Origin of the sequence: Nonomuraea sp. NBC_00507 (genome assembly GCF_036013525.1) — a bacterium.
Lineage (GTDB): Bacteria > Actinomycetota > Actinomycetes > Streptosporangiales > Streptosporangiaceae > Nonomuraea.
The window spans coordinates 12,011,698-12,034,938 of the sequence record NZ_CP107853.1; the positions used below are offsets into that span (position 1 = coordinate 12,011,698).

Annotated in this window: 6 protein-coding genes (1 of these 6 only partly in view); all 6 read right to left on the bottom strand. The window is 71.8% G+C overall.

The window, feature by feature from the left end:
* On the bottom strand, nucleotides 1-17,370 hold the 5' portion of the coding sequence (locus OHA25_RS57000; protein ID WP_327585119.1) for an SDR family NAD(P)-dependent oxidoreductase. The gene continues 15,468 nt to the left of window position 1, outside the view; only the first 17,370 of its 32,838 coding nucleotides appear in the window; the start codon lies at nucleotides 17,368-17,370; its stop codon lies off the left edge, out of view.
* Nucleotides 17,371-17,426: 56 nt separating this feature from the next.
* Nucleotides 17,427-18,353, bottom strand: coding sequence for an FG-GAP repeat domain-containing protein (locus OHA25_RS57005; protein ID WP_327585120.1), 927 nt, complete (start codon nucleotides 18,351-18,353; stop codon nucleotides 17,427-17,429).
* Between the two features lie 132 nt (nucleotides 18,354-18,485).
* Nucleotides 18,486-19,265 carry an ABC transporter permease subunit gene (locus tag OHA25_RS57010; RefSeq protein WP_327585121.1) on the bottom strand — a complete coding sequence of 260 codons (780 nt, stop codon included), beginning with the start codon at nucleotides 19,263-19,265 and terminating at the stop codon, nucleotides 18,486-18,488.
* On the bottom strand, nucleotides 19,262-20,164 hold the full coding sequence (locus OHA25_RS57015) for an ABC transporter ATP-binding protein (protein ID WP_327585122.1): 903 nt from the start codon (nucleotides 20,162-20,164) through the stop codon (nucleotides 19,262-19,264). Before OHA25_RS57015 ends, OHA25_RS57010 begins: the two co-directional genes overlap by 4 nt.
* A complete protein-coding gene (locus OHA25_RS57020; RefSeq protein ID WP_327585123.1) occupies nucleotides 20,151-21,602 on the bottom strand; it encodes an isochorismate synthase in 1,452 nt (483 codons plus the stop codon). Before OHA25_RS57020 ends, OHA25_RS57015 begins: the two co-directional genes overlap by 14 nt.
* A 42-nt stretch (nucleotides 21,603-21,644) precedes the next feature.
* Nucleotides 21,645-23,237: a (2,3-dihydroxybenzoyl)adenylate synthase gene (locus tag OHA25_RS57025; protein ID WP_327585124.1), complete on the bottom strand. Its 1,593-nt coding sequence runs from the start codon at nucleotides 23,235-23,237 to the stop codon at nucleotides 21,645-21,647.
* Between the last annotated feature and the right edge of the window lie 4 nt (nucleotides 23,238-23,241).

Here is a 23,241-nt window from a genome sequence, read left to right on the forward strand (position 1 = left end):
CACCACCGACGCGGCAGCCACCACAGCCTGCGAAACCTGCCCACCGGCCAGCTCAGCGGCAACATAGTCCGCCACCGCCTCAGCGGTCGGGCAATCGAAGACCAGCGTCGCCGGCAACCGCAGGCCCGTGGCCGTACTGAGCTGGTTGCGGAACTCCACCGCGGTGAGCGAGTCGAAGCCGAGCTCCTGGAATCGCTTGGCCGGCTCCACGGCATCCGCGTTGGAGAAGCCGAGCACGGCCGCCACCTGGCCGCGTACGAGTTGCAGGAGATCGGCCGGGTTCGCGGCGGCTGTGCTCGTGCGGCGGGCAGGCACCCGGACGAGCCCCTGCAGGACCGGGGGCAGCGTGCCCGCCTGGGCCTGGGCCTGCAGCGCGGGCATGCTCAGCGACGCCGGGACCAGGACGGGGTGTTCCTGGTTGACCGCGATGTCGAACAGGGCCAGTCCGTCGCCGACAGGCAGCGGCGTGATGCCGCCGCGTTCGAGGCGGCGCAGGTCGGAGTCGCCGAGCTCGCCCGCCATGCCGCCGGAAGCCCACAGTCCCCAGGCCAGCGAGGTAACCGGGAGGCCCTGCGCTCTGCGCCGCTGGGCCAGGGCGTCCAGGAAGGTGTTGGCAGCGGCGTAGTTGCCCTGGCCCGCGCTGCCCAGCACCCCGGAGAGGGAGGAGAACAGCACGAACGCGGTCAGATCCAGGTCTTGCGTGAGCTCGTGCAGATGCCAAGCGGCATCGGCCTTGGGTGTCAGGACCGCGTCGAGGCGTTCTGGGGTGAGGGAGGTGATGATGCCGTCGTCCAGAACACCCGCCGTGTGCACGACACCGATCAGTGGCTGCTCCTCGGCGACCGAGCCGAGCAGCACCGCCAAGGCGTCACGGTCGCCGACATCACAGGCGGCGACGCCCACGCTGGCACCATGCTCGGCCAGTTCGGCCACCAACCCGGCGGCACCAGGCGCATCCAAGCCACGCCGGCTGACCAGTAGCAGATGCCGCACACCATGAGTCGTCACCAGATGCCGGGCCACCAACGCACCCAGCCCACCCGTCCCACCCGTGACCAGCACCGTCCCATCCGGACCGAACACCGGCCCACGGCCCTCGACCACCGTGACCCGATTGAGCCGGGGCGTCCGCAACTGACCGGCACGCACCGCCACCTGAGGCTCGCCCGTGGCCAGTGCCTGACCGACCACGTCGGCGAGAACGGCCGCAGCATCCAGATCCAGGAGCACGAACCGGCCCGGCTGCTCAGCCTGCGCCGCCCGCACCAGACCCCACACCGCCGCCTGCGCCAGATCCGGAGTCTCACCCGGCTCAACCGCCACCGCACCACGCGTGACCACAACCAGCCGCGAAGCGGCCTGCCCGGTGGCGAGCAGTTCCTGCACCGCGGTCAGGACCTCGTACGTGGCCTGCCTGATCGCCTCTGGGGCGGGTGCGTCGGTCACGGGTACGTCGAAGAGCGTGTACGGGAGGTCACTCGTGGCCGTACGGCCGGCCGGCACCCAATCGATCTGGAACAGGTTGTTGTGACGGGCGGCCGGCTGCTCGGTGGCCGCGGGACGCAGGGTGAGGGAGCCGATCTCCATCACGGGGGCACCGGCGGTGTCCGCCATGGCCAGTGTGACGACGCCGGTGTTGCCTGTGGGGGTGACCCGGACGCGCAGGGCGGTCGCGCCGCCGGCGTGCAGCGCCGCCTGGTTCCAGGCGAAGGGGATGTACGGCCGGCCGGATTCGGCTTGGGGCAGGAGACCGGCCACGGGGATGGTGTGCAGGGCGGCGTCGAGCAGCGCCGGGTGCAACCCGAACCGCCGGGCGTCGGGGTGGGCGTGTTCCGGCAGGGCGACTTCGGCGTAGACCGCGTCGTCCTTCCGCCAGGCGGCTCTGAGGCACTGGAAGGTGTCGCCGTACTCCATGCCGGTCGCGGCAAGATCGTCGTAGAGGTGGTCGACGGCGATAGGCTGCGCGCCGGCCGGTGGCCACTGTGCGAGGTCGAAGCCGGGTAGGGCGGCGGCCTGAGCGAGCACGCCCTGGGCGTTCTGGCTCCACGCGGCGGCGTCCTCGTCCCTGGAGTAGATCGTCACCTGGCGGCGGCCCGATTCGCCGGCCGCCGCGACCACGACCTGGAGCTGCAGGTGGCCCTGTGCGGGCAGGACCATCGGGCTCTGGAGGGTGATCTCGTCCAGCACCGGGCAGCCGGTCTCGTCCCCGGCCCGTACCGCGAGCTCCACTTGCGCAGCGCCAGGCACGACCACCCGGCCGCCCACCACGTGGTCGGCGAGCCAGGGTTGGGCGGCCAGGGACAGGCGGCCGATGAGCGTGTGGGTGTCGGAGCCGGGGGCGGGAACGATGGCGGTGAGCAGCGGGTGGTCCACGGCCACCAAGCCGCCGCCCGAGGCGATGTCACCGGTGGTGGCGCCGGCGTCCATCCAGTAGCGCCGACGCTGGAAGGCGTAGGTGGGCAGGTCGACGTGCTGGGCGGGGATGGCGGCGAAGTAGGCGTCCCAGTCGATGACCAGGCCGTGCGTGTGGAAATGGCCGAGCGCTTCGACCAAGGTGCGGGCCTCGTCGCGATCCTTGCGGACAGTGGGGACGAAGACGCCGTCGCCGAGGCTCTGCTGGGCCAGAGCCGTCAAGGTGGTGTCCGGGCCGACCTCGGCGAACACCGTGGCCCCTGCCGCGTGCGCGGCGGTGACGCCGTCGGCGAACCGCACCGCCTGCCGGACGTGCTCCACCCAGTAACCGGGGCTGCTCAACTGCCCCGGCTCGGCCAGCCGGCCGGTGACGTTGGAGACGATCGCGATGTCGGGCTCGTGGAAGGTCAGCCCGGAGATCGCCTCAGCGAACTCGGCCAGCATCGGCTCCATCAACGGCGAATGGAACGCATGCGACACCCGGAGACGACGCGTCCGCACCTTCCGCTCGGCCAGCAGGGCGGCGATCCTCTCCACCACGTCCTGCTCGCCGGAGACCACCACTGCGGCCGGCCCGTTCACCGCGGCGATCCCGGCCCGGCCCTGGAGGAGCGGCAGCACGTCGGCCTCCGGGGCGGCGACCGCCAGCATCGCCCCGCCCGACGGCAGCGCCTGCATCAACCGGGCCCGCGCCGCGATCAACGAGCACGCATCCGTGAGCGAGAACACCCCCGCCACATGCGCGGCGGCGATCTCCCCGATCGAGTGCCCCACCAGCACATCGGCGCGCACCCCGAAAGAGGCCAGCAGCCGGTACAGCGCCACCTCGAACGCGAACAACGCCGGCTGCGTCATCCCCGTCTCATCCAGCACCCCATCCGAATCGGCGAACATCACCTCACGCAACGGATAGGGCAGCAACGGATCCAGCACCGCGCAGATCTCTGACAGGGCCTCCGCGAACACCGGGAACGCCTCTGCCAGGTCGCGGCCCATGCCCACCCGCTGACTGCCCTGACCCGTGAACAACAACGCCAGCTGGCCGCCCGCGCCACTGCCGATGATCACGCCGGCCGCGCCGTCGGCCACAGCGCGCAGCCCGGCCAGCAGATCCTCACTGGAGCCGCCCACTACCACCGCACGCTGCTCCAGCACCGCCCGAGCCGAGACCAGCGCCTTGCCCACGGCGGCCAGCGGGCGATTGTCCTGTTCGGCCCAGTCCGCGAGCCGCTTGGCCTGCTCCCGCAGCGCCTCGACGTCGTTGGCGGAGATCAGCCACGGCACGGCAGAAAGCTCCGGCACGTCCAGAGCGGGCGCGGCCGGGCTCTGCTCGATGATCACATGTGCGTTGGTGCCGCTGACTCCGAACGACGAGACGCCGGCCCGCCGGGGACGGTCCTCCCGGTCCCACGGCCGCGCCTCGGTCAGCAGTTCCACCGCGCCCGCCGACCAGTCCACGTGCGGTGACGGCTCGTTCGCATGCAAGGTGCGCGGCAGCAGCCCGTGCCGCATGGCCATCACCATCTTGATGACGCCGCCCACGCCGGCCGCGGCCTGGGTGTGGCCGATGTTCGACTTGAGCGACCCCAGCCACAGCGGCGTGTCCCGGTCCTGGCCGTAGGCCGCGATCAGCGCCTGCGCCTCGATCGGATCCCCGAGCGTCGTCCCGGTGCCGTGCGCCTCGACCACGTCCACGTCGGCGGCCGACACCCCGGCGTTGGCCAGTGCCTGCCGGATCACCCGTTCCTGCGCGGGCCCGTTCGGCGCGGTGAGCCCGTTGCTGGCGCCGTCCTGGTTGATCGCCGTCCCGCGGACGATCGCGAGGATCTGGTGGCCGTTGCGCTGCGCGTCCGACAGCCGCTCGACCAGCAGCATGCCCGCGCCCTCGGCCCACCCGGTGCCGTCGGCGGCAGCCGAGAACGCCTTGCACCGGCCGTCCAGCGCGAGGCCGCGCTGCCGGGAGAACTCGATGAAGACGCTGGGCGTGGCCATCACGGTCACGCCGCCGGCCAGCGCCAGGTCGCACTCGCCCGACCGCAGCGACTGCGCGGCCAGGTGCAGCGCCACCAGCGACGACGAGCACGCCGTATCCACCGTCACCGCCGGGCCCTCCAGCCCGAACGTGTACGACACCCGCCCCGAGGCGATGCTTCCCGCGCTGCCGTTGAGCACGAACCCTTCGAAGCCCTCGGGCGCGTGCGGCAGGCGGGTGCCGTAGTCGTGGTACATCACACCGGCGAAGACACCCGTACGGCTGCCCCGCATCGCCCTCGGGCTGATCCCAGCCCGCTCGATCGCCTCCCACGAGGTTTCCAGCAGCAGCCGCTGCTGCGGGTCCATCGCGGTGGCCTCGCGCGGCGAGATCCCGAATAGCGCGGGGTCGAAGCGGTCGGCATCATGCAGGAACCCGCCCTGGCGGGTGTAGCTCGTCCCGGCGTGCGCGGGGTCGGGGTCGTACAGCCGCTCCAGATCCCAGCCGCGGTTGTCGGGGAACGTGGTGATCGCGTCGTCGGCCCGCGTGAGCAACTGCCAGAGGTCCTCGGGCGAGACCACCCCGCCGGGGTAGCGGCAGGCCATGCCGACGATCGCGATGGGCTCGTCGGCGGTCGCCGTGCGAGTGGTGGCCCGGCCGGCCCCGGAGGTACCGGTGAGCTGCGCGTACAGGTGTGCGGCGAGCTCGTCGGGAGTGGGGAAGTTGAACAGGAGCGTGGCGGGCAGCCGCAGCCCGGTGGCGGCGTTGAGCCGGTTGCGCAGCTCGACGGAGCTCAGCGAGTCGAAGCCGAGCTCCTTGAACGCGGTGCCGATGTCCACGGTGTCGGCGTTGGCGTGGCCGGTAACGAGCGCGACGTTCGTCCGGATGAGTGACAGCAGCGCGCCCTTGTCCGCCGTGGCCCGCACGGGTCTGGCGGCGGCCCGCCGCGGCGGGGCCTTGACCAGCGCGCGGAAGACGGCGGGGATCTCGTCCTGGCGGCGCAGCGCGGCCGTGTCGAGGCGGGCGAGGATCTGCACTCCCCGGTCGAGCGCGAGCGACGCGTCGAACAGTGACATGCCCTCCGCCACGGGGAGCGGCGCGATCCCGGTCCTGGCGAGCCTGGCCACGTCGGCCTGGCTCAGCGCGCCGGCCATGCCACTGTCGGCCTCCCACAGTCCCCACTGCAGGGAGACGGCGGGCAGTCCCTGCGCGCGGCGGTGCAGGACCAGCGCGTCGAGGTACGTGTTCGCGGCCGCGTAGTTCGCCTGGCCCGCGCTGCCGATCGTGCCGGCGATGGAGGAGTACATCACGAAGGCCGAGAGGCCGAGGTCCTTGGTGAGCTCGTGCAGATGCCAGGCCGCGTCCGCCTTCGGCCCGAAGACGCGGTCGATGCGCTCGGGGGTCAGCGAGGTCACGGCGCCGTCGTCGACCACGCCCGCCAGGTGGACGACACCCGTCAGCGGCTGTTCGGCGGGGATCGCCGTCAGCAGGGCGGCGAGCTGGGCGCGGTCCGACACGTCGCAGGCGGCGATCGTGACCTGCGCGCCGAGCGCGGTCAGCTCGGCCAGCAGGTCGTCGGCTCCTGGGGCCGTGGGACCGCGGCGGCCGGCCAGCAGCAGGTGGCATACGCCGTGCTCGGTGACGAGCCGCCGTGCGGCCAGGGCACCGAGTCCGCCCAGGCCGCCGGTCAGCAGCACGGTGCCGGCTCCGAACGTGTGACCGGTCGCGGGTGGCCCGATCGCGGGGACGATCCGGGGCACGTGGATCGCGCCCCGCCGCAGGGCGAGTTGCGGCTCTCCGGACGCGCAGGCGCGGAGCACGGCGGCCTCCGAGTCTGGGTGGCCGTCGGTGTCGAGGATGACGAACCGGCCGGCGTGCTCGGACTGCGCGGATCGGATCAGGCCCCAGACGGGCGCGGTGGACAGGTCGGGTACGTCACCGACCGCACCGCTCGTCACGATCGCCAGCCGGGACTGGTCGAGCCGCTCGTCCGCGAGCCACTCCTGGACGAGCGCGAGCACTTCGTACGTCCTGGTGCGTCCCGCACCGGCCGGCACCCGGGCGAGCACCAGGTCGGGGACGTCCGCGCCGATCTGCTCGCGCAGCCCGGACAGGCCGTCGAGTATGATCACGCGTCCGGGCTCGGGACCGTCCGCCGGCACCGGCACCCAGTCGAGCGTGTACGGGGTGTTCTGGGTCGTCAGCTCGTTCGCCACGGCCCTGACTACCAGGGAATCCACCGTGAGGATCGGCGCGCCGGTGTGGTCCGCGATGCTCAGCGAGAGCTCGCCGGGGCCTTTCGCGGTCGTGCGTACCCTGGCCGCGGTCCCGCCCGCCGCGTGCACAGTGACACCGGACCAGGCGAACGGCAGTGCCGGGCGCCCGGGCTCGGTGCGGGGCAGGAGATCGCCGAGCGTGATGGAGTGCAGCACCGCGTCGAGCAGCGCCGGGTGGAACCTGAACCGCTCCGCGCCCGCCTGCACCTGGTCGGGCAGGACGATCTCGGCGTAGACGGCGTCGTCCTGCTGCCAGGCGCCCACGAGGCCCTGAAACGTCTCGCCGTACTCCAGGCCCGATACGGCCAGGTCGTGGTAGAGGTCGTCGATGCCGACGCGGTGCGCGCCGGGCGGCGGCCACTGCGCGAGGTCGAAGCCGGGCGCGGGGGCCTCTGGGCTGAGCGTTCCCTGGGCGTGCCGCTGCCAGGTGGTGGTGTCTTCGGTACGCGCGTACAGGGCGATGCCGCGCAGACCGCTGTCGTCCCGTCCTTCGATGACCACCTGGAGCTGTACGGGGTGGTCGTGCGTGAGAACGAGGGGTGCGTGCAGGGTGAGCTCGGAGACCGTCTCGCAGTCCTCGGTCTCCGCCATGGCGCGCAGCGCGATCTCGAGGAAGCCGGTGCCGGGGAGGATGACCGTGCCGTTGACCGCATGATCGGCGAGCCAGGGCAGTGCGGTCAGGGACAGTCGCCCCGTGAGGGTGAGGGTGTCGGAGTCCGGGGCGGGGACGAGCGCGCTGAGGATCGGGTGGTCGACGGCGCTGAGCCCGGCGGATGTCACGTCGCCGCCCGCGCTGCCGGATTCGAGCCAATAGCGCCGGTGCTGGAAGGCGTAGGTCGGCAGGTCCACCGGCCGCCCAGGGGTGAGGAGCGCTTTCCAGTCGATGGGGATGTCGTTGGTGTGGAGGTGGCCGAGGGCTTCGACCAGGGTGCGGATCTCTTCGCGGTCCTTGCGTACGGCGGGGACGAACACACCGCTGTCGAGGCTCTGCTGCGCCAGCCCGGTCAGGACACCATCCGGTCCGACCTCGAGGAACACCGCCGCACCGGTGGCGGCGATGCCGTCGGCGAACCGCACCGCCTGCCGCACGTGGTCCACCCAGTAGCCGGGGTTGGTCAGCTGGCCCGGCTCGGCGAGTCGCCCGGTCACGTTAGACACGATCGCCATGTCCGGCTCGTGGAACGTCAGACCCGCGATCGCCTCAGCGAACTCGGCCAGCATCGGCTCCATCAACGGCGAATGGAACGCATGCGACACCCGAAGACGACGCGTCCGCACCCCCCGCTCAGCCAGCAGGGCGGCGATCTCCTCCACCACGTCCTGCTCGCCGGAGACCACCACCGCGGCCGGCCCGTTGACCGCCGCGATCCCGGCCAGGTCCTCGCGGCCCTCCAGCAGCGGCAGCACGTGGGCCTCCGGGGCGGCGACCGCCAGCATCGCCCCGCCCGACGGCAGCGCCTGCATCAATCGGGCCCGCGCCGCGACCAACGCACACGCATCCGCGAGCGAGAACACCCCCGCCACATGCGCCGCGGCGATCTCCCCGACCGAATGCCCCACCAGCACATCGGCGCGCACCCCGAAAGAGGCCAGCAGCCGATACAGGGCGACCTCGAACGCGAACAACGCCGGCTGCGTCATTCCCGTCTCATCCAGCACATCGCCGGAACCGCTGAACATCACCTCACGCAACGGATGAGGCAGCAACGGATCCAGAACCTGGCAGATCTCCGCCAGGGCCTCGGCGAACACCGGGAACGCCTCTGCCAGGTCGCGGCCCATGCCCACCCGCTGACTGCCCTGACCCGTGAACAACAACGCCAGCTTGCCGCCCGAACCGCTGCCCGTGACCACACCGGGTGCGTCCGAGCCATCGGCCAACGCCCGCAGCCCCGCCAGCAGTTCGTCACGATCTCCGCCGACCACCACCGCGCGCTGCTCCAGCACCGTCCGGCCCGTCGCCAGCGACCAGCCCACATCAGCCGGCTCCAGCTGGTCCGTCACCCACGACACCAGCCGAGCGGCCTGCGCCCGCAACGCCTCCGGACTCTTCGCCGAAACCACCCACGGCACCACCGGCAACCCCGCCGCAACCACCCCAGGCTCCGCCACCGGACCCTGCTCGATGATCACGTGCGCATTCGTGCCGCTGACTCCGAACGACGACACCGCAGCCCGCCGCGGCCTATCCAGCTCATCCCACGGACGAGCCTCCGTCAGCAACTCGACCGCGCCCGCCGACCAGTCCACATGCGGCGACGGCTCATCCACATGCAGGGTCTTGGGGAGCAGCCCGTGGCGCATGGCCATCACCATCTTGATGACCCCACCCACACCCGCCGCCGACTGCGCATGCCCGATGTTCGACTTCAGCGATCCCAGCCACAACGGCCGGCCCGCCGGCCGGTCCTGCCCATACGTGGCCAGGATGGCCTGGGCTTCGATCGGATCGCCCAAAGTCGTTCCGGTGCCGTGCGCCTCCACCACGTCCACGTCGGCTGCCGACAACCCGGCGCTGGCCAGCGCCTGCCGGATCACCCGCTGCTGCGACGGTCCGTTGGGGGCGCTCAGGCCGTTGCTGGCACCGTCCTGGTTGATCGCGCTGCCCCGCAGCACCGCCAGGATCCTGTGACCGTTGCGCTCCGCGTCCGACAGCCGCTCGACCAGCAGTACGCCCACGCCCTCGGCCCAGCCGGTGCCGTCGGCGGCAGCCGAGAACGCCCTGCACCGGCCGTCCGGCGACAACCCGCGCTGCCGGGAGAACTCCACGAACGTGCCCGGCGTCGACATGATCATCGCGCCGCCGGCCAGGGCCAGGTCACAGTCGCCCGACCGCAGCGACTGCGCGGCCAGGTGCAGCGCCACCAGCGACGACGAACACGCGGTGTCCACCGTCACGGCGGGGCCCTCGAACCCGAAGGTGTAAGCCACCCGGCCCGAGGCGACGCTGGTCGAGCCGCCGGTCAGAAGGTATCCGGCCACGCTCTCCGGGCCCTCGTGCCGCCGCGGTCCGTAGTCCTGCCCGGCGATGCCGGTGAAGACCCCGGTCCTGCTGCCCCGCAACCCGCTCAGGTCGACGTTGGCGTGTTCGAACGCCTCCCACGAGGTCTCCAGCAGCAGGCGCTGCTGCGGATCCATCGCCAAGGCCTCACGCGGCGAAATCCCGAAAAATCCGGAATCAAACTGCGCCGCTTCGTACAAGAATCCGCCATGCCGCGCATACGACGTCCCCCGCCCATCCGGGTCCGGGTTGAACAGTCGCTTCAGATCCCACCCGCGATCGACCGGGAACTCTCCCACCGCATCCCGGCCTGAGACGACGAGTTCCCACAGGCTCTCCGGCGAGGTCACCCCGCCCGGGAACCGGCACGCCATCCCCACGATCGCGATCGGCTCATCCAACGCACCGGCCCGCACCACGGGCGCCGCCGTCGGCTCCGCATCACCTGCCAGCTCACCACGCAGGAACCCGGCCAGGGCCACCGGCGACGGATAGTCGAACAACAACGAACTCGGCAACCGCAGCCCGGTCGCCGTAATGAGCCGGTTCCTGAGCTCGACCGCCGTCAGCGAGTCGAAGCCCGCGTCCTTGAAGGCGCCCGCGGTGCTGATCACGCTGGGTGTCACGTGGCCCAGCACGACAGCCGCCTGGCCTCGTACGAGATCGAGCAGCGTACGTTCCTGCCCGTCGGCGTCCAGTTCGCGCAGACGCTGCGCGAGCCCCATCTCGCCGGCCCGGCCGCGTTGGACCGGCCGGGGCAGCATCGTGCGGAGCAGCACCGGCACGGGGTCGGCGACCTTCGCAAGGCTCAGCCTGGCCGCGACGGTCGTCGCCGCCTCACCGGCGAGCGCGGCGTCGAAGAGCGCCAGCGCCTTGTCCCGCGGCATCGGCGCGACACCCAGCCGGGCCCACCTAGCCAGGTCGGCGGTGTCGAGGTCGCCCGCCATCCCGCCGCGCTCCGTGGAGTTCTCCCACAGGCCCCAGGCCACCGACGTCGCGGGCAGGCCGAGCGCGTGGCGGTGCCGGGCGAGGCCGTCGAGGAAGGCGTTGGCGGCGGCGTAGTTGGCCTGGCCCGCGCTGCCAAGCGTGGCCGCGATCGAGGAGAACAACACGAACGCGGACAGCTCGCGGTCCCTGGTCAGGTCGTGCAGGAGCCAGGCCGTGTCCGCCTTGGTGCGCCACACGGTGTCCAGCCGTCCGGGGCTCAGCGCCGAGACGACGCCGTCGTCCAGGACGCCGGCGATGTGCACGACGCCGGTCAGCTCCTGGCAGGAGGCGATGAGCGCGGCCAGCGCCGCGCGGTCGGTGACGTCGCAGCCGGCCAGTTCGGCGTGTGCGCCGAGCTCGGCCAGCTGCGCCGCCAGCTCGACGGCCCCCGGCGCCCGCGGGTCGCGGGTGGCGAGGACGAGGTTCCTGACGCCGTGCCGGGTGACGAGGTGCTTGGTGACCGCCCGGCCGAGCGCGCCGGTGGCGCCGGTCACCAGTACGGTGCCGTCACCGAGCCACGTGGGCTCGCCGGACGGCTGCTCACGCCGGGACAGCCGGGGGACGAGCGTCCTGCCCTCGATGATCGCCAGCTGCGGTTCGTCATGGGGGAGGGCCGCGGTGACCTCTGCGCCGCCGTCGCGGGCGAGCAGGACGAAGCGGCCGGGGTACTCGGTCTGCACGGAGCGGACCAGGCCCCAGACCGCCGTGGCGGCCGGGTCGGGAGCTTCGCCCATCACCGCCCCGGTTTCGACCACGAGCCGGGCGGACGGGGGGTGTTCGCCGGAGACCCACTCCTGGACGGCGGAGAGCACGCGCAGCACGGCCGCGCGCGCCCTGGCCGCACCGTCCGCCTCGTCGTCCTCTTCCCAGGGCAGCAGGACGTCTTCCGATGCCGAGCTCCCAGTGGTGTCGAGCGCTGTGGTGTCGAGCGCTGTGGTGTCGAGCGCTGTGGTGTCGAGCGCTGTGGTGTCGAGCGCTGTGGCGGCGGGCGCGGGCACCCAGTCGACGCCGAACAGCCCGACGTGCTCGGTGGGCAGGTCGACAGGGCCGCGCGCCTCCAGCCAGTACCGCTGCCGCTGGAAGGCGTACGTGGGCAGGTCGACGTGGCGGGCGGAGGCACCGAGGTAGGTGTTCCAGTCGATGGCGACGCCGCAGGCGTGGAGTTGCCCGATGGCCTGGACGAACGTGCGGACCTCGTCGCGGTCCTTGCGTGCGGCGGCGATGAAGACGCCGTCGGAGAGCGTCTGCTGGGCGAGCCCGGTCAGGATGCCGTCGGGCCCGACCTCGACGAAGAGGGCGGCCGCCGCGGCGGCGACGCCGTCGGCGAAGCGGACCGGCTGCCGGATGTGGTCGACCCAGTATTGGGCGTTGGTGAGCTGCCCGGGTTCCGCGATCGCGCCGGTGACGTTGGAGATGACCGGGATGGCCGGCTCGTGGTAGGTGATGGTCGCCGCGATCCGGCCGTACTCCTCCAGGATCGGCTCCATCAGCGGCGAGTGGGAGGCGAGGGAGATCCGCAGCCGGTGCTTGCGTACGGTGATGTCCTGCGCGATCCGGTCGACCACCGCCGCCGCGCCGGAGATCACCACGGACGTGGGCGTGTTGATCGCGCCGATGGCGACCTGGTCCTCGTAGCCTTCGAGCAGCGGCAGCACGTCGGCCTCGGAGGCGGCGACGGCCAGCATCGCGCCGCCGGGGGGCAGCCCCTGCATGAGCCGGGCCCGCGCGGCGATCAGTGTGCAGGCGTCGGCCAGGGAGAACACGCCGGCCACGTGCGCGGCGCCGATCTCGCCGACCGAGTGCCCCGTGACCACGTCCGGCGTGACGCCGAGGGAGTTCAGCAGCCGGTAGAGGGCCACTTCGAAGGCGAACAGGGCGGGCTGCGTCATGCCGGTCTCGTCCAGCACCCCGTCGGGGTCAGCGAACATCACCTCGCGCAGCGGGCGGGGCAGCAGCGGGTCCAGAGCCGCGCAGATCTCCTCCAGGGCCTCGGCGAACACGGGGAAGGCCGCGGCCAGTTCGCGGCCCATGCCCACCCGCTGGCTGCCCTGTCCGGTGAACAACACGGCCAGTTTCCCGCCGGTGCCGCTACCGGTGACGACTCCGGGCGCGTCCGAACCGTCGGCCAGCGCCCGCAGCCCCGCGAGCAGCTCTTCCCGCTCGCGGCCCACGACCACCGCGCGCTGCTCCAGCACCGCCCGGCTCGTCGCCAGCGACCGGCCCACATCGGCCGGCCCAGCCAGATCATCGTCCGCTGGGGGGAAGTGCGCCGTGAACCACGACTCCAGCCGGGAGGCCTGCGCCCGGAGCGCCTCGGGGCTCTTGGCGGAGAGCAGCCACGGCACGTCGGGCAACGCCGGAGCACAAACCTCTGGCTCGGCCTCTGCCACCGGGCTCTGCTCGATGATCACGTGGGCGTTGGTGCCGCTGATCCCGAAGGAGGAGACGGCGGCCCGGCGCGGGTGATCGTGCTCGTCCCAGGAACGTGCCTCGGTGAGCAGCTCGACCGCGCCCGCCGACCAGTCGACGTGCGGCGACGGCTCGTCCACGTGCAGGGTTCGCGGCAGCACCCCGTGCCGCATGGCCATCACCATCTTGATGACGCCGCCCACGCCGGCGGCTGCCTGGGTGTGGCCGATGTTCGACTTCAGCGAACCCAGCCACAGCGGCTGTCCGCCGGCCCGGTCCTGGCCGTAGGTCGCGATGAGTGCCTGGGCCTCGATCGGGTCACCCAGCATGGTGCCGGTGCCATGCGCCTCGACCGCGTCCACGTCCGCGGCCGACAGTCCGGCATTGGCCAGCGCCTGCTGGATCACCCGCTGCTGGGAAGGGCCGTTGGGAGCGGTGAGCCCGTTGCTGGCGCCGTCCTGGTTGATCGCGCTGCCCCGCAGCACCGCCAGGATCTGGTGACCGTTGCGCTGCGCGTCCGACAGCCGCTCGACCAGCAGCATGCCGACGCCCTCGCCCCAGCCGGTGCCATCGGCCGCGGACGAGAACGCCTTGCACCGGCCGTCCGGTGACAGGCCGCGCTGCCGGGAGAACTCCACGAACATGCCAGGGGTCGCCATCACGGTCGCGCCGCCGGCCAGGGCGAGGTCGCAGTCGCCCGACCGCAGCGACTGCGCCGCCAGGTGCAGCGCCACCAGCGACGACGAGCACGCCGTGTCCACTGTCACGGCGGGGCCCTCGAAACCGAGCGAGAAAGAGATCCGCCCGGAGATCACGCTGGTGGTGGTGCCCGTCAGCACGTAGCCTTCGGCGCTTCCCGTGGCCTCGTGCAGCCTTGGGCCGTAGTCCTGCGCCATCGCGCCGGCGAAGACGCCGGTGCGGCTGCCCCGCAGGCCGGCCGGGGCGATCCCGGCCCGCTCCAACGCCTCCCAGGAGGTCTCCAGCAGCAGGCGCTGCTGCGGATCCATCCCCATCGCCTCACGCGGCGAAATCCCGAAAAATCCGGAATCGAATTCTGCCGCCTCATACAGGAAGCCGCCGTGCCGGGCATAAGTGGTGCCCGGGACGTCGGGATCCGGGTCGAACAGCTTCTCCGGATCCCAGCCACGGTCGAGCGGAAACTCCCCGATCGCGTCCGTCCCGGCGTCCACCAGCTCCCACAGAGCCTCGGGCGAGGAAACGCCACCAGGAAACCGGCAGGCCATCCCCACGATCGCGATCGGCTCGTCGAAACCACCGGTCCGCGTCATCGACACCGATGCCGGCGTCGCTTCTCCGGCCAGCTCCGCGCGCAGGAACCCCGCCAGCGTCGCCGGCGAGGGATAGTCGAACAACAACGAGCTCGGCAACCGCAGCCCGGTCGCCGCGATGAGCCGGTCCCTGAGCTCGACCGCGCTGAAGGAGTCGAAGCCGAGCGCCTTGAAGGCGACGCCGGTGTCGACGGTCGCGGAGGTGGCGTGGCCGAGGACGAGCGCGATGCAGGTCCGTACGAGATCCAGCAGCGCCTGTTCCCTGGCCTGCTCCGGCATCCCGCGCAGCCGGTCGGCGAGCGACTGTGCGCCCTGTCCGGCGGGCGCCGGCGTCTGACCGGCGGAGCCGTCCGTCACGGGCGTCCGGCCGGCGGAGCCGTCGGTCGAGGGCAGCCAGTGGTGCGTGCGCTGGAAGGCGTACGTGGGGAGTTGCACGCGCCGGGCACCGGGGTACACCGCGGCCCAGTCCACGGCGGCGCCCCTGACGTGCAGCTCGGCCAGGGCCGTGGCGGCGGTGAGGCACTCCGGGCGGTTGTCGCGCCCCGCGGCGGCGAACCGTGCGCCCGCGTCGGCGGGCAGGCAGGCCGGACCCATGGCGGCCAGCACCGAGCTCGGCCCGATCTCCAGGTACGTGGTCACGCCCCCCTCGGCGAGGGCGCGGATGCCGTCGTTGAAGCGCACAGCCTCGCGCACGTGCCGAACCCAGTGGCCGGGCGAGCACAGTTCCCGGCCGGACACGGTGGCGCCGGTGAGGTTGGACACGATCGGGACAGACGGCTCGTGGTACGTGAGCGACTCGGCGACCTGCTGGAACTCCTCCAGCATCGGGTCCATCAGCGGCGAGTGGAAGGCGTGGCTGACGCGCAGCCGATGGACCTTGCGGCCGCGGCCGCGGAAGTCCTCGGCGATCTCGGCGACGCGGCTCTCCGTACCGGACACGACCACGGAGTCAGGGCCGTTGATCGCGGCAAGGCCGGCCGAGGCGTCGAGGGAACCGAGGATCTCCTCCTCCGTGGCCTGGATGGCGACCATCGCGCCACCGGCGGGCAGGCTCTGCATCAGCCTGCCGCGTGCCGAGACCAGGGCGCACGCGTCGGCCAGCGTCAGCACGCCGGCGACGTGGGCGGCCGAGATCTCGCCGATGGAGTGGCCGATGAGCCGGTCGGGGCGGATGCCCCAGTGCTCGTACAGGCGGGTGAGCGCGACCTCGAAGGCGAACAGCGCGGGCTGGGCGAAACCGGTCTGGTCGAGCAGCTCGGCCTCGCGCGAGCCTGCCTCGCTGAACATCACGTCCATGAGTGGCCTGCCGAGCTCGCCCGCGAAGCAGCCGGCGATCTCGTCGAGCGCCCGCGCGAATACGGGATGCGCGCCGTACAGCTCGCGTCCCATGCCGGGACGCTGGCTGCCCTGCCCGGAGTAGAGGAACGCGATGCCGCCGGCGCCCGGCCCGCCCGTCACGATCTCGGCGGCGGGCTCGCCGCGGGAGAGCCGGTCGAGCACGTCGGGCAACTGCGCGGGATCGTCCACGACGACGGCCGCCCGGTGAGTGAAGGCGGTGCGCGTCGTGCCCAGCGAGTACGCGGTGCCCGCCAGGTCGGAGGCGGCAGTCAGGTGGTCACGGAGCCGTGCGGCCTGGCCGCGCAGCGCGGCCTCGGTCAGCCCGGCCAGCGGCACGATGAGCGGCGCCGTGGGCAGGTCCTGCCCGATCAACGGGCCCGCCTCGCGCGCGGGTGTTTCCTGCGGATATTCGGCGAGCACGACGTGGCAGTTGGCGCCGCCCATGCCGAAGGAGCTGACCCCTGCCACCAGCGGCACGTCGGCCCGGGGCCACGGGCTCAGCTCCGTGTTGACGCGCAGGTTCAGCTCATCGAACGGGATCAGCGGGTTCGGCGTCTCGAAGTTCAGCGACGGGGGCAGTTGCCGGTGCCGGATGGCCAGTGCGGTCTTCAGCAGGCCGACGATGCCCGCGGCGCCCTCGAGGTGACCGATGTTGGTCTTGGCGGAGCCGACGAGCAGCGGCGCGCCCGGCTCCTTCGACGTGCCGAGCGTGGCGCCGAGCGCGCGTGCCTCGACGGGGTCGCCCACCCTGGTGCCGGTGCCGTGCAGCTCGACGAACTGCACGTCGGCCGCGGACACGCCGGCCCGCGCGCAGGCCAGCCTGACGACCTCCTCCTGGGCGTGCTGGTCGGGGACGGTGAGGCCGTCGCCGCCACCGTCGTTGTTCACGGCGCTGCCCGCGATCACGCAGTAGACCCGGTCGCCGTCCGCGAGCGCGCGGCCCAGCGGCTTGAGCACGACCATGCCGCCGCCCTCGCCGCGCACGTAGCCGTTGGCGCGGGCGTCGAACGTGAAACATTTGCCGTCGGGCGACAGGGCGCCGAACTTCGCGGCGGCGAGCGTGCCCTCGGCGGTCAGGTTGAGGTTCACGCCGCCGACGATGGCCAGGTCGGACTCGCCGTTGCGGAGGCTCTCGCACGCCAGGTGCACGGCGGTCAGCGACGCGGACTGCGCCGAGTCGACGGTCAGGCTGGGGCCGTGCAACCCCAGCGTGTACGAGATCCGGTTGGCGAGCAGGGCCCGGCTGAGTCCGGTCAGGCTGTGCCGGTTCACCGCGGCGGAGCCGTTGCCCTGCAGCAGCTGGGCGTAGTCGCTGGCCATGGCGCCGATGAACACGCTCGCGCCGCTGTCGCGCAGGCTCGCCGGCAGGATGCCGGCGTCTTCCAGCGCCTCCCAGCTCAGCTCCATGACCAGCCGCTGCTGCGGATCCATCATCGCGGCTTCGTTCGGCGACACACCGAAGAACTCGGCGTCGAATTCGGCTATCCCGGTGATGAAGCCGCCGCGGAGTGAGCTCGTCTCCGGCGAGTCCCAGCGGCCGCTGGGAACCTCCGTGACGGCGTCACGCCCATCGCGCAACAACCGCCAGAAGGATTGCGGATCCGGTGCCTGGGGAAGCCGGCAGGATATTCCGACGATCGCCACCGCGTCGTCGGAGGAAACACGGGAGGAGAGTTCGGAGTGCATTGAACCAATCCTGATTCCGACGGAGCGAGAAGGGGACGGTGGAACGCCTTCAGCGATCAGCTGACGACGTCGTATTTTTCGAATCCGGTGGCCACTTCGACCGGTTCGAGAAAGAGGTCCAGCGGATTCTCGGGGTCGAATTTCCCGGAATGCTGATAGGCCGCCAAGGTGCCGTCGGAGCGTAGCGCCAGCATGTCGGGCCGCCCGTCCAGGTCGATGTCCGTGAGCGTCATCAGCCGCATGTCCTGCCAGCCGCGTGCGACGGTGTGCCAGGTGCCGTCGGTCGTCGTGCCCGGCCGGCCGGCGAACTCGTACAGCGCCAGGTCGCCGTTGGGGCGGCGGATCAGCAGGTCGAGCAGGCCGTTGCCGGTGAAGTCAGCCATGGCGACGGGGAGGTCGTCGACGCCGACGTCCGTGAGGCGCACCGGGTCCTTTTCGTAGCTGCCGTCGCGCACGACGCCCTGGTCACGGTGCGGGAACAGGTCCACGTTGCCGGCGTTCTTGCCTCGGCCGAACGTGTCGTCGGCGCCGTTGCCGGTCACGTCGGCGAACCCGATCGTCTCCCACTCCTGGCCGTCGTCGCGCTTGCTCGACACCCGGATCGGCTCGGCGAAAGGGCCGATCTCACCCGGCCCGCCGACGTTCCGCAGCAGGAAGAACCCGTGCTCGCCGTTCTCGCCGGGATTGATGTCGTAGTCGCTGGCGCTGAATGCGCAGATGTCGGCGCGCCCGTCGCCGGAGACGTCCACCGCGCGGACGAAGAAGAACCGCTGCCAGCCGAAGCCCTCGCCGATTTTCACCGGGTCGCCGAAGGTGTCCATGCCATTGAACGCGCCGCTGTGCGGATAGACGAAGAGCTCGCCTGTTTCGGTGTTCCGCACCAGCAGGTCGAGCCGCCCGTCCCCCCGGAAAGATCGGCACTGGCCGTTCGCGAAATTAGCCGCCACGGATAACCACTCCTCCTCGAGGGAAGTGCCAGTCACGCGGCATCAGTATTCGTGAGCGGGGAGAAAGCGGGTAACCCCTAGAGACCCCCAGCATTCGCTTGTGGTGGTGAAACGGGCATGCCCGGCGCGGCCTGGGGGGCGTCCGCGCCGGGCATGGTCAGCAGGAGGTCAGGCGTCCCGTGTGCGGAACACGGCGAACGCCGCGGCCAGCAGCACCGCGGTGAAGCCCGCCATCACCCCCAGCCCGGTCCACGGCGGCAGCCCGGTGGTGTCCTCGACGGTGGTGATGACCTGCAGGCCGGCCGAGATCGGCCAGTACGTCGTCACCCAGTCCCCGGCCGCCTCGGGCAGCAGCCGGGGCCCGATGATGGGGATGATGAAGTTGACCGCCACGACCAGGGTGATGGCGCCCGTCGTGGCCCGCATCAGGCAACCCACGGCCACGCCGACCAGGCCCACGAGCGCCCAGACGAGCCCCATGCCGACGACCGCCCGCAGGACTCCAGGCTGGCCGAGGTTCGCGGTGGGAGCGCCCGCCCCGCCGATCGCCGCCTGCCCGAGCCAGAAGGCGGAGAAGCTGGAGGCCTCCCCCGTCGCCAGGGCGATCAGGCCGAACGTGCCGACCTTGGCGCCCAGCAGCCGGCCGCGCCGCGGCACCACGGTCAGGCTGGTGCGGATCATCCCGGTGGCGTACTCGGAGGTCATCACGAGCACGCCGAGTGCGCCCACGGTGATCTGGGCGAACAGGAAGCCGCCGTACATGCTGATGTATGTGGCGTCGAACGTGCCCTGCGCGGAGGCCTGGTAGCCCTCGCCCGCGCGGTACGCGGTGAGTGCACCCGCGCCGACCATGAGCACCACGGCCACCACCAGGGTGGGAATGTTGGACGGGATCGAGCGGAACTTGGTCCACTCCGAGTGCGCCGTGCCGGCGATCGTGGCCCTCATGCCGCGCTCGCCTGGAACTCGATGCTGTCGCGGGTCAAGTCCATGTACGCCTGCTCCAAAGATCGCTGCGGTGTCAGCTCCGACAGCACCACTCCGGCGGTCAGCGCCACCTTCCCGATCTCCCTGGCCTCCAGCCCCGTGACGATGAGGGCGCCCTCGGTGCCCGGCTCGATGGCGCCGCCCGCCTCGGTCAGGCGGCGGACGAGCAGGTCCTGGTCGTCGTCGGTGCGCACCAGCACGCTGGAGCCCTGCCTGACGAACTCGCCGATCCCGATGTCCGCGATCAGCTTGCCGCGGCCGATGACGACGAGGTGGTCGGCGGTCTGCGCCATCTCGCTCATCAGGTGGCTGGAGACCAGGACCGTGCGGTTCTCCGCGGCCAGCCCGCGCATCAACTCGCGGATCCACTTGATGCCCTCGGGGTCCAGGCCGTTGACGGGCTCGTCGAACATCAGCACCTTGGGATCGCCGAGGAGCGCCACCGCTATGCCGAGCCGCTGGCCCATGCCCAAGGAGAAGGTGCCCGCCCGCTTGCGCGCCACCGACGCCAGTCCGACCAGGTCCAGCACCTCGTCCACCCGTTTGCCCGGGATCCCGTTCGTCTGGGCCAGGCAGAGCAGGTGGTTGCGTGCGGTACGCCCGCCGTGCACCGCACGGGCGTCCAGCAGGGCGCCCACCTCGTGCATCGGACGGGGTAAACCCGCGTAACCGCGGCCGTTGACCGTCACGCTGCCCGCGTTCGGCCGGTCGAGACCGAGGATCATCCTCATGGTCGTCGACTTCCCCGCGCCGTTGGGCCCGAGAAATCCGGTGACCCGGCCGGGCTCCACGGTGAACGTCAGCCCGTCCACCGCCATCTTGTCGCCATAACGCTTGGTCAGCCCATCAATGGTGATCATTTTCCGGTTCCTCCTGTAACGGCGGCTCGTGGCTCTCCGGAACGGCCAGGGCCGCGAGCATCGGGCGGAACTTCAGCCATGTCTCCTGGAGTTCCCCTCCGGGATCGGAGCCTGCCACGATGCCGCAGCCCGCGTACAGTGTCGCGATCCCTCCTCGCAGGTGGGCCGAGCGGAGCGCGACCGCGAAATCCCCGTCCTGGGCGGCGTTCATCCAGCCGACCGGGCCGGCGTACCAGCCGCGGTCGATGGGCTCGGCCCGGTCGAGCCAGGCGAGCGCGGGCTCCCGGGGGTGGCCGCCGACGGCGGGCGTGGGATGCAGCCGTTCGACGAGATCGAGCACACTGACGACGTCGGGGTCCGCGATCTCGCCGACGATGCGGGTGTGCAGGTGACGCAGGTTCGGCAGGTCGAGCACGTACGGCTCGTCCAGTTCGACGTGCCGGCACATCTGCTCGAACGCGTGACGCACGGCCTGCGTGACGATGCCCTGCTCGCGCCTGCTCCGGTCGTCCGCCAGCAGGGTTGCCCGCAGGCGTGCGTCCTCGGCCGCGGTGCCGCCGCGCGGCATGGACGCCGCCAGGCTCATCGACTCGGCCCGCCCGGCGTGCAGGCTCACCAGCCGCTCGGGGGTCGCACCGACGAACGCGTGCCCGTCCAGCCCGACGCCGAAGACGGTGCTGCCGGGCTGGGCATCCAACAGCGCTGCCAGCACGGACGGCACGTCGTACGCGGTGGGCGAGCTCACCCGCAACTGGCGGGCTACCACGATCTTGTCGAACGCGCCGCGCCCGATCTCCTCGACGGCCCGCGCGACCAGGGCCTTCCACTCCTGCCCTGATGGGATCTCGGTCAGCGTCGTCCCTGCTTGCCGCGGCGGGTTGCACGGATGTCCTCCGGCCCGCGAGAGCAGGGCCACGGCCTCGGCCGCCACGCGCACCGCGGCGTCACTCGTGGCCGGGCCGGGGTCGACGCGCACGCTGAGCGACAGGGTGGTCCGGCCGTCGCGATCACGGGCGATCAGGACGCGGGGCAGCCACATCAGCGCGCCCGGCATCGTCCCTGGACGCGGGGCGAACGCGAAGCCGCCGACCAGCGCGGGCGCCGCGCCCGAGCCCGGCCCGCCGGTGACCGCGTTCTCCATCGCGCTCTCCCAGCTCCGCCGGATGCCGGCGAACCGGTCCGCCTCGCCGGGGCCGGCCGCACTGTCAGCGCCGAAGTCGGCGCTGCTGCCGAGGGCGATGACGCCGCACTGCGGGGACTCCCAGAAGAAGGAGCGCCCGGATCGCTCGAACAGCGGCCCGAGAAGCGCCGCCGGATCGACGTGGCCGAGTTCCTCGCGCCAGATCGCCAGGGAAGGGCGGGAGGTGTTGCGCGCTTGGGCGGTGGCCTTGGCGTGCACCTCCAGGAATCCGGACAGGTCGATGTCCGCGCCATGCATGGAGGGCCTTTCTTCTTCGCGAACGGCTTCGTGGAGTCGTCTTCAGCCGAACATCGCCGTGAGCTTCTTCTTGCTGACCTTGCCGAGCGCCGTGAGCGGGAGCGCGTCGACGATCTCCAGCCGGTCAGGGATCTTGAAAGCGGCGACCCCACGCCCGCGGAGGAAGGCGACGAGCTCCTGGTGCGCCGGAGGCGCACCGCGCGGGACGACGCAGGCACAACTGCGCTCCCCGAGGACCTCGTCGGCCAGGCCCACCAGGGCGACCTCACGGACGTGCGGATGGGCGAGCAGGTGGTTCTCCACCTCCTCCGCCGCGATCTTGTCGCCGCCTCGGTTGATCTGGTCCTTGACCCGGCCCTCGAAGATCACGTGCCCGGTCGGCAGCAGCCGCACCAGGTCACCGGTCCGGTAGAACCCGTCCTCGGTGAACGCTCGGGCGTTGTGCTCGGGCGCCCGGTAGTAGCCGCGTACCGTGTAGGGGCCGCGGGCCAGGAGTTGTCCCACCTCGCCCGGCGGGACGTCGCGGTCCTCCTCGTCCACGACCCGCACCTCGTCGTCCGGTGAGACGGGGAGTCCCTGGCTGACGAGGACCACGTCGGCCGGATCGTCCCACCTGTGGAACCCGCACAGTCCCTCGGCCATGCCGAACGCCTGCTGCAGCCGGCAGCCGAGCGCGGGCTCCACCCGGCGGGCCAGCTCGGGATTGAGCTTCGTCCCGCCGATGGTGACGCGGCGCAGGCTGGACAGGTCGTGCTCGCCCCACTCGGCCACCTCCATCCAGAGCAGAGCCATGCCGGGAACCAGTCCGGTGTCGGTCACCCCCTCGCGCTCGACGAGCGGGAACGTCTCGTCCGGGCTCGGCCCCGGTGCCAGGACGAGCGTCGCGCCGACGTTGAAGGTCGCCATCAGCCCATGGGTCAGCGGCCAGTTGTGGCTCAGCGGCAGGCTCACCAGATGGACGGTGCTCGCGTCGTAACCGCACGCCTCCGCGACGGCGCGCCCGCTGTAGGACCATTCCTGGTGCACGCGCGGGACGAGCTTGGGCACACCGGTCGTGCCGCCCGACAGCAGGAAGATCGCCACGTCGGCGGGGTCGGGACGGGGTAGGTCCGGCAGGCTCCCGGCCGGCAGGTCGCCCAGGGCGGTGAACTCCCCGGGGTCCCCGGCGACGAGGACGTGCTTGAGGGTCGGCACCCGTGCGGCGACCTCGGCGGCCAGTTCCCGGTAGTCGAACCCGAGATGCGCGTCCGGGATGACGTAGGCGGTCGCCTCGGTGAATTCGCAGAAGTACGTGATCTCGCTGGCGCGGTGGGCGGGCAGCGCCACGACCGGCTGGGCGCCGATCCTGAACAGCGCGAAGAGCAGCGGTACGAGCTCAGGCACGTTCGGCAGCTGGACGACGACGCGCGCGCCGGGTCCGATGCCGAGCGCGTGCAGTCCTGCCGCCATCCGGTCGGCCCGCTCGTCCAGCTCGGCGTAGGTCCATCGGTGCGGGCCCACCACGAGAGCGGTCCGCTCGCCATGCGAGCGGGCCAGCTCGTGGAGGAACTCGCCCAGGTTCTCGTCACGCCAATAGCCGGCCGCGCGGTAACGCTCGGCGAACTCCTGCGGCCACGGCGTACATCCGTCCAGCACGCGA